Consider the following 8,437-nt stretch of genomic DNA (forward strand, 5'->3'; position numbering starts at 1 on the left):
CACCACCCGACGCGTCCGACACCGCCACCGCACCCGGCGTCCGCACCGCCTGCGCCTCGAACAGCTCCGGCAGCGTCACCGCCGGCACCTCACGCACCGTGTCGTTCCACCCGAACAGCACCAGCTCCCGCTCCGCCTCGCCCAACACCTCGACCCGGTGGGCCGGTTGGCGCGGATCGGCGGCCATCGCCGCGAGCACCCGGTGCAGCCTGGCGCCGAACTGCTCGGCCGTCCCGTGCTCGAAGAGGTCCCGGGCGTAGACGATGCGGCCCCGCAGGCCGGCCGGGCGCCGGTCGGCGGTGAAGCACTCCTCGAAGGTGAAGTCGAGGTCGTACTTGGCCGGCCAGCTGCCGTTCGGCAGGCCGCTGACGTCCAGCCCGGGCAGGTCGAGCGTGGCCCCCTCGTTGTTCTGGAGGACCAGCATGACCTGGAACAGCGGGTGATGGGTCAGCGAGCGGGCCGGGGCCAGGCTCTCCACCAGGCGCTCGAACGGGACGTCCTGGTGCGCGAACGCCTCCAGTCCCGCCTCGCGAACCCGGTTGAGCAGGCCGGAGAACGTCGGCGAGCCGGAGAGGTCCGTCCGCAGGACCAGGGTGTTGACGAAGAACCCGACCATGTCGTCCATGGCCGCGTCCGTACGCCCGGCGACCGCCGTGCCGATCGGGATGTCCTCCCCCGCACCGAGGCGGGACAGCATCGTGGCCAGGGCGGCCTGGAGCACCATGAACATGGTCACGCCCTCGGCCCGGGCGAGCCTGGTCAGCTCCTCGTGCAGCCCGGCCGGGACGGTCAGCTCGACGACCCCGCCGCGGTGGGTCAGCGCCGCCGGGCGCGGACGGTCCGCCGGCAGCTCCAGCTGCTGCCGGGTGCCGTCGAGCGTCTTCTCCCAGTAGGCGAGCTGACGGTTCAGCACGCTGCCCGGGTCGTCGTCCGCGCCGAGCAGCTCGCGCTGCCACACCGTGTAGTCGGCGTACTGCACCGGGAGCGGGGCCCAGTCGGGCGCGCCGCCGGTGCTGCGCGCCGTGTAGGCGGACGAGAGGTCCTGCGCCAGCGGCCGCATCGACCAGCCGTCGCCGGCGATGTGGTGGATCACCACCAGCAGGACGTGCTCCTCGGGCCCGACCGCGAACAGGGTCGCCCGGATCGGGATCTCCGTGGCCAGGTCGAACGGGCGGGCGGCCTCCCGGGCCAGCAGCCCGTCGACATCGGCCGCGGCCGCCTCCACCACCGCGAGCTCGCAGCGGTACTCGCCCACAGTGAGGACCCGCTGCCGCGGCTCCCCCGCCGGGGCCGGGAAGACCGTCCGCAGCACCTCGTGCCGCGCCACCACGTCCCGCAGGGCGTCCGCCAGCGCCGACCGGTCCAGGGCGCCCTCGAACCGCAGCGCCAGCGGGATGTTGTAGGCCGCGTTCGCGCCGTCCAGCTCGTTGAGGAACCACATCCGGCGCTGCTCCAGGGAGAGCGGCACCACGTCCGGACGGGCGGTGGCGACCAGCGCGGGCGCGGCCTGCTCCGCCTTCGACAGCCGGGGCGCCAGCGCGGCCACGGTGGGGCTCTCGAAGACCACCCGCAGCGGCAGCTCCACCCGCAGCGCCGAACGGACGCGGCTGACCAGCCGGGTGGCCAGCAGCGAGTGCCCGCCCAGCTCGAAGAAGTCGTCGTCGACGCCGACCTGCGGCAGGCCCAGGACGTCCGCGAACGCCTCGGACAGCAGCTGCTCCTCCGGTGTCCGCGGCGCCCGGTAGGACGCCTCCAGCGCCGCCGCGTGGTCCGGGGCCGGGAGAGCACGGCGGTCCAGCTTGCTGTTGGCCGTCAGCGGCAGCGTCTCCAGGGCGAGCACCGCGGACGGGACCATGTAGTCCGGCAGCACCGCCGCCAGCTCCGCGCGCAGGGCGGCGGTGTCCACCGCCGCGCCCGCCTCGGGCACCACGTAGGCGGTCAGCCGCTTGTCGCCGGGGACGTCCTCGCGGACGATCACCACGCCCTGGGCCACGCCCGGCCGGGCGAGCAGGGCGGACTCGATCTCCGCCAACTCGATCCGGAAGCCGCGGATCTTCACCTGGTCGTCGGTGCGGCCCAGGTAGTCGAGCGTGCCGTCCTCGCGCCAGCGGGCGAGGTCGCCCGTGCGGTACATGCGCTCCCCCGACCCGCCGAACGGGCAGGCCACGAAGCGCTCCGCGGTCAGGCCCGGACGGTTCAGGTAGCCGCGCGCCAGCCCGGTGCCGGCGATGTACAGCTCGCCGGGCACCCCCACCGGCACCGGCCGCAGCGCGGCGTCCAGCACGTACACCCGGGTGTCGTCCATCGGGCTGCCGATGGGGAGCGTGTGCCCGAGCTCGGCCCGGGCGGCCATCGGGTGCTGGGTGGCGCACAGCGTGGTCTCGGTCGGACCGTACAGGTGGCGGACGGTCAGGTGCGGGAGGGCGTCGAGCAGCCGCGTGACCGCGGTGGGCGGCACGACGTCGCCGCCGGTGAGGACCTCCGCCACGTCGGCGAAGATCTCGGGGCTCTCCTCGCTGATGACGCGGAAGAGCCCGGCCGTGACGTGGACGTGGGTGGCCCGGGTGTCGACGATCAGCCGGTGCAGGGTGGCGCTGTCGAGCTTGACCTCCGGCGCGATGGAAACGCTGCCGCCGTGGACCAGCGGGACCCACAGCTCGTAGGTGGAGGCGTCGAAGGCGTGCGGGGCGTGGAACAGCACGCGGTCGGCCGGGCCGACGTTCCAGCGCGAGTCCCGCACGAGGGCGGCGACGTCGGCGTGCGTGGTGACGATGCCCTTGGGGGTGCCGGTGGAGCCGGAGGTGTACATGATGTACGCCGCCTGGTCCGGCAGCACCCGCGTCGGGCTCACGGGCTCCATGGTGTCCGCGCCGTCCGAGCCGTCCGAGCCGTCCGAGCCGTCCGCTGCGGGCGCGGCGAGGACATCGGCGTCGACGAGGACCACCCGGGTGCCCTGCGCCTCGGCCGTGCGCACGACCTCGTGCTCCCGCAGGGCGGAGTCGGCCACCAGCAGGTGCGGCCGGGCGTCCGCCAGGACGGCCGCCGTCCGCGCCTCGGGCGAACGCAGGTCCAGCGGGACGAACACGCCGCCCGCCTTGGCGATCGCCAGGAAGGTGGTGACCAGCTCCGTGGACCGGTGCATGCCGACAGCGACCAGCGACTCCGGCCCGACCCCGTAGCCGGCCAGGACACGGGCCAGGCGGCCGGCGCGCGCGTCGAGTTCGGCGTAGGTCAGCGTCTCGTGGTCCGGGGTGTCCGTGGTGTCCGGGTCCATGGCGCGCGTGCGCACCAACGCGACCGCGTCCGGCGTCCGGGCGACCTGCGCCTCGAACAGCTCCGGCAGCGTCGCGGCCGGCAACTCCCGCGCGGTGTCGTTCCAGCCGCGCAGCAGCTGGTCCTGCCGACGGTCGTCCAGCACGGCGACCGTGTCCAGCGTGGCGGCGGGGTGCGCCTCCAGGGCGCCGACCAGGTTCTCGACGGCGGTGTGCAGCAGGCCGCAGACGGTGTCGGAGTCGATCGGCTCGGCCGCGTGCACCGTGAGCCGGAAGCCGACGCCGGTGTCGTCCACCGAGGCCGTCACCGGGTAGTTGTTCCGCTCGTGGGCGTACAGGATGTCGATGCCCGCGATCCCGGTTTCCAGCAGGCTCCCCCGACCGGAATCCGAACGCGGCGTGCTGTGGCGGTAGTTGAGGAGCGAGGTGAACAGCGGACTCTGGGCGGGGAGTCCGGCCACCTGCTGGGCGAGCGCCAGCGGGGCGTGCTCGTGCCGCAGCAGCTCACCCAACTGGACCTGGACCGAACGCAGTCCGGCGTCCAGCGGCCGGGTGGCGTCGATCCGGATCGGCAGGGTGTTGATGAACAGGCCCGGGGTGCGGCTCGCCATGTCACCGGCATCCATCCGGCCGAGCAGCACGGTGCCGAACACGGGGTGGGTCCGGCCGGTCGTGGCGGCGGCGACGCGCGCCCAGGCGAGGTGGAACAGCGCGGCGGCACTGGCGCCGTGACGACGCGCCGACTCCCGCACCCGGTCGGCCAGTTCGGCCGACAGCTCGACGATCGCCTCGCCGGTGTCGCTGCCGTCGCCACGAGTGCCCAGGACGCCGTAGGGCGCGGTGGGCTCCTCGACCTCGCCGAGGGCGCGCTCGAAGTAGGCTCGGTGCTGGTCGGCGGTGACCGCCAGGCGGGCGTGGGCGACGAAGTCGCGGTACGGCGCCGGCTCCGGCAGGCGCTCGACGTCCTGGTCCAGGTGCGCGCGCACCTCGTCCAACAGGATCTCCAGCGCCTGGTGGTCGCGGATCAGGTGGTGGCTGCGCAGAGCGACCAACCAGCTTCCATCGGAGGTGATGCGAGTGATCGTCAGATCGAGCATCGGCGCCTGACGGATGTCCATCGACGGCGGGCACGCCGCCAGCAACCGGGCCACCGCGTCCTCGCCCTGGTCCCCGGTGGAGACGACCTCCTCGACCGCCAACGGCGCCTGCCGCAGGACGACCTGGAGCGGCTGGGGCAGGTTCTCCCACAGCACGGCCGTCCGCAGGATGTCGTGCCGGTCGACGACGTGCTGGAGCGCGGTCACGAACGCGTCGACGCGCTCGCGGGAGTCGAAGCCCAGAACGACCGGGACGATGTAGACGTCGCGGCCCTGGTCGGCGTCCAGCAGGTGATGGAAGAAGATCCCCTCCTGCAGCGGCGCCAGCGGATAGACGTCCGCGACGTTCGCCGCACCACCCGGGACCGCCGCACTGATCCGGTCGAGGTCCGCCGGGCTCAGCTCGGCCAGCGTGACCATGTCCGGGGTCAGGACGGTCGCGTCGCTCGGGATCCGGTTCTCCGGCACCACGAAGGCCTGACCGGTGTCGACGGCCGCGAGTCCGGCCGCCGTCGGGGCCTGGAAGAGCGCCCGCACCGAGACCTGGAGGCCGCGCGAGCGCAGCCGCTCGACCAGGGTGACGGCCAGCAGGGAGTGACCGCCCAGCTCGAAGAAGTTGTCGTCGATGCCCACCTGGGGCAGGCCCAGGACCTCGGCGAACACCTCGCAGACCACCTGCTCGTCCGCCGTGCGCGGCGCCCGGTAGGCCTCCTGGATCGCGGTGATCTCGGGGGCCGGGAGAGCGCGGCGGTCGAGCTTGCCGTTGACGGTCAGCGGCAGCGCGTCCAGCGCCGTGATCGCGGACGGGACCATGTACTCCGGCAGCACCGTCGCGAGGGTGCCGCGCAAGGCGGCGGTGTCGATCTCCGCATCGGCGGCAGGCACCACGTAGGCGGCAATGCGCTTGTCGCCCGGAACGTCCTCGCGGACGATCACGGCCGCCTGCGCGACACCCGGCTGACCGAGGACGGCTGCTTCGATCTCGCCCAGCTCGATGCGGTAGCCGCGCACCTTCACCTGGTCGTCGGTCCGGCCGAGGTAGTCGAGGGTGCCGTCCTCGCGCCAGCGCGCCAGGTCGCCGGTGCGATACATCCGCTCCCCGGCCGAACCGAACGGGCAGGCCACGAAGCGCTCCGCCGTCAGACCCGGACGGTTCAGGTAGCCCCGGGCCAGCTGAACGCCGGCGAGGTACAACTCGCCGGGAACACCGACCGGAACCGGCCTGAGCCCTGCGTCCAGGACGTACACCCGGGTGTTGCCGACGGGGCCGCCGATCGGCACCGTCGCCGTCCCCGGCACGCACTCCCAGGCGGTGACGTCGATCGACGCCTCCGTCGGCCCGTACAGGTTGTGCAGCGGAACACCGAGGTCCCGCAGGAAAGCGTCCCGCAACTCCGGCGACAACGCCTCACCGCTGGCGAACACCGCCCGCAGAGAAGAGCAGGTCCGAGCGGCCGGCTCCAGCAGGAACACCTGCATCATCGACGGGATGAAGTGCGTGACCGTCACACCCTCCGCACGGATCACCTCCGCCAGGTACGCCGGATCACGATGCCCGTCCGGACGCGCCACGACCAGGGTGGCGCCCGTCGTCAGCGGCCAGAAGAACTCCCACACCGACACGTCGAACCCGACCGGGGTCTTCTGCAACACCCGATCCGACGCGGTCAGCCCGTAGTCCTCCTGCATCCACGCCAAACGGTTCACCACACCGTCGTGCGCAACCACCACACCCTTCGGGCGGCCCGTCGACCCCGAGGTGTAGATGACATACGCCGGACTCTGCGGACCATGACCCACCCGCTCCGGATTCGAAACAGGCTGTACACCAAGGGCGTTGGCGGTATCCGGCGCGTCCAGGTCGATCCGCCGGACGCCCGCTTCGGCCGCCGGGGCCCCGTCCATCGTCACGCTGTCGGTGACCAGAACCGCCGGACGACCGTCCTCCAAGGTGGAGGCCAGACGCTCCGCCGGATAGTCCGGGTCCAGCGGCAGATACGCCGCCCCGGCCTTCCCGATCGCCACCAGCGACACGACCAACTCAACCGAGCGCGGCAGACACACCGCCACCAGGCGCTCCGGCCCAACGCCGGCCTCGACCAGCAGGTGCGCCAAGCGGTTCGCCCGCTCGTTCAACTCCGCATACGACACGACCTCACGCGCCGCACCACTACCGAACACCACAGCCATGGCGTCCGGCGTCCGCGCCACCTGAGCCTCGAACAGCCCCGGCAACGTCCCCACCGGCACCTCACGCGCCGTGTCGTTCCACCCGCGCAGCACCAACTCCCGCTGCCCGTCGTCAAGAACGGCGATCCGGTCGAGCGTGGCGGCGGAGTCCTCCTCCAGCCCGCCGACCAGGTTCTCCACCGCCGTGCACAGCAGACCGCAGACCACGTCCGAGTCCATCGGAGCGCACGCCTGCACCGTGAACCGGAACCCGACACCGGTGTCGTCCACCGACACCGTCAACGGGTAGTTGTTGCCCTCATGGGCGTACAGGATGTCGATGCCCGCGATCCCGGTCTCCGGCAGGTTCCCCTGACCGGAATCCGAACGCGGCTTGCTGTGACGGTAGTTGAGGATCGAGGTGAACAACGGGCTCTGCGCCGGCAGGCTGGTCGCCTGCTGGGCGAGGGACAGCGGGGCGTGCTCGTGGTTCAGCAGTTCGGCCAACTGCGTCTGCGCCGACCGCAGTCCTTCGCCCAGTCGCCGGGTGGCGTCGACCCGGATCGGCAGGGTGTTGATGTACAGACCCGGCGTACGGCTCGCCGCACCTCCCGCGTCCATCCGGCCGAGCAGCACGGTGCCGAACACCGGATGCGTCTGCCCCGTCGTCGCCGCCGCGACCCGCGCCCACGCCAGGTGGAAGAACGCCGCCGCACTCACACCGTACCGGCGGGCCAACTCACGCACCCTGTCGGCCAATTCGTCCGACAGCTCGACGATCGCCTCACCGACCTCGCCGCCGTCGCCGTGCGTGTCCAGAACGCCGTACGGCGCGGTCGGCTCCTCCACCTCCCCGAGCGCCCGCTCGAAGAACGCACGGTGCTGCTCGGCGGTGACCGCCATTCGCGCGTGCGCCACGAAGTCGCGGTACGGCGCCGGCTCCGGCAGCCGCTCGACGTCCTGCTCCAGGTGCGCGCGCACCTCGTCCAACAGGACTTCCAGCGCCTGGTGGTCGCGGATCAGGTGGTGGCTGCGCAGAGCGATCAACCACCGCCCACCATCAATGTCCTGAGTGATCGTCAGATCGAGAAGAGGCGCCCGGCGGATGTCCATCGACGGCGGGCACGCCGCCAGCAGCCGGGCGACCGCGTCGTCACCGGCACCGGCCGCCAGGGCGATCTCGGACACCACCAGCGGAGCCTGCCGCAGCACGACCTGCAGCGGCTGGGACAGTCCCTCCCACAGCACCGCCGTCCGCAGAATGTCGTGCCGGTCCACCACCGCCTGCACCGCGGACACGAATCCGTCGACCCGCTCCCGCGAGTCGAAGGCCAGCACGGTCGGCAGGGTGTAGACGTCACGGCCCTGGTCGGCGTCCAGCAGGTGGTGGAAGAAGATCCCCTCCTGCAGCGGCGCCAGCGGATAGACGTCCGCGACGTTCGCCGCACCACCCGGGACGGCCGCACTGATCCGGTCGAGGTCCGCCGGGCTCAGCTCGGCCAGCGTGACCATGTCCGGCGTCAGAACGGTCGCGTCGCTCGGGATCCGGTTCTCCGGCACCACGAAGGCCTGACCCGCGTCCACGGCCGCCAGCCCGGCGGGCGTCGGCACCTGGAACAGTCCACGCACCGAGACCTGGAGGCCGCGCGAGCGCAGCCGCTCCACCAGCGTCACCGCCAGCAGCGAGTGCCCGCCCAGCTCGAAGAAGTTGTCGTCGATGCCCACCTGGGGCAGACCGAGGACCTCGGCGAACGCCTCGCACAGGAGGGTCTCCTCGGGTGTCCGGGGGGCGCGGTAGGAGGCTTCCAGCTCCGCCGTGCGGTCGGGGGCCGGGAGGGCGCGGCGGTCGAGCTTGCCGTTGACGGTCAGTGGCAGAGCGTCCAGGGCGATGACGGCGGA

At 72.6% G+C, this 8,437-nt stretch carries 1 protein-coding gene; it reads right to left on the reverse strand.

Translation table 11 applies throughout. The features are described from left to right. Positions 1-8,437, reverse strand: an 8,437-nt coding sequence (locus ACWGKU_RS39185; RefSeq protein ID WP_452191784.1) for an amino acid adenylation domain-containing protein, incomplete at both ends; no start/stop codon positions are given.

This window comes from Kitasatospora sp. NPDC054768 (assembly GCF_053612025.1).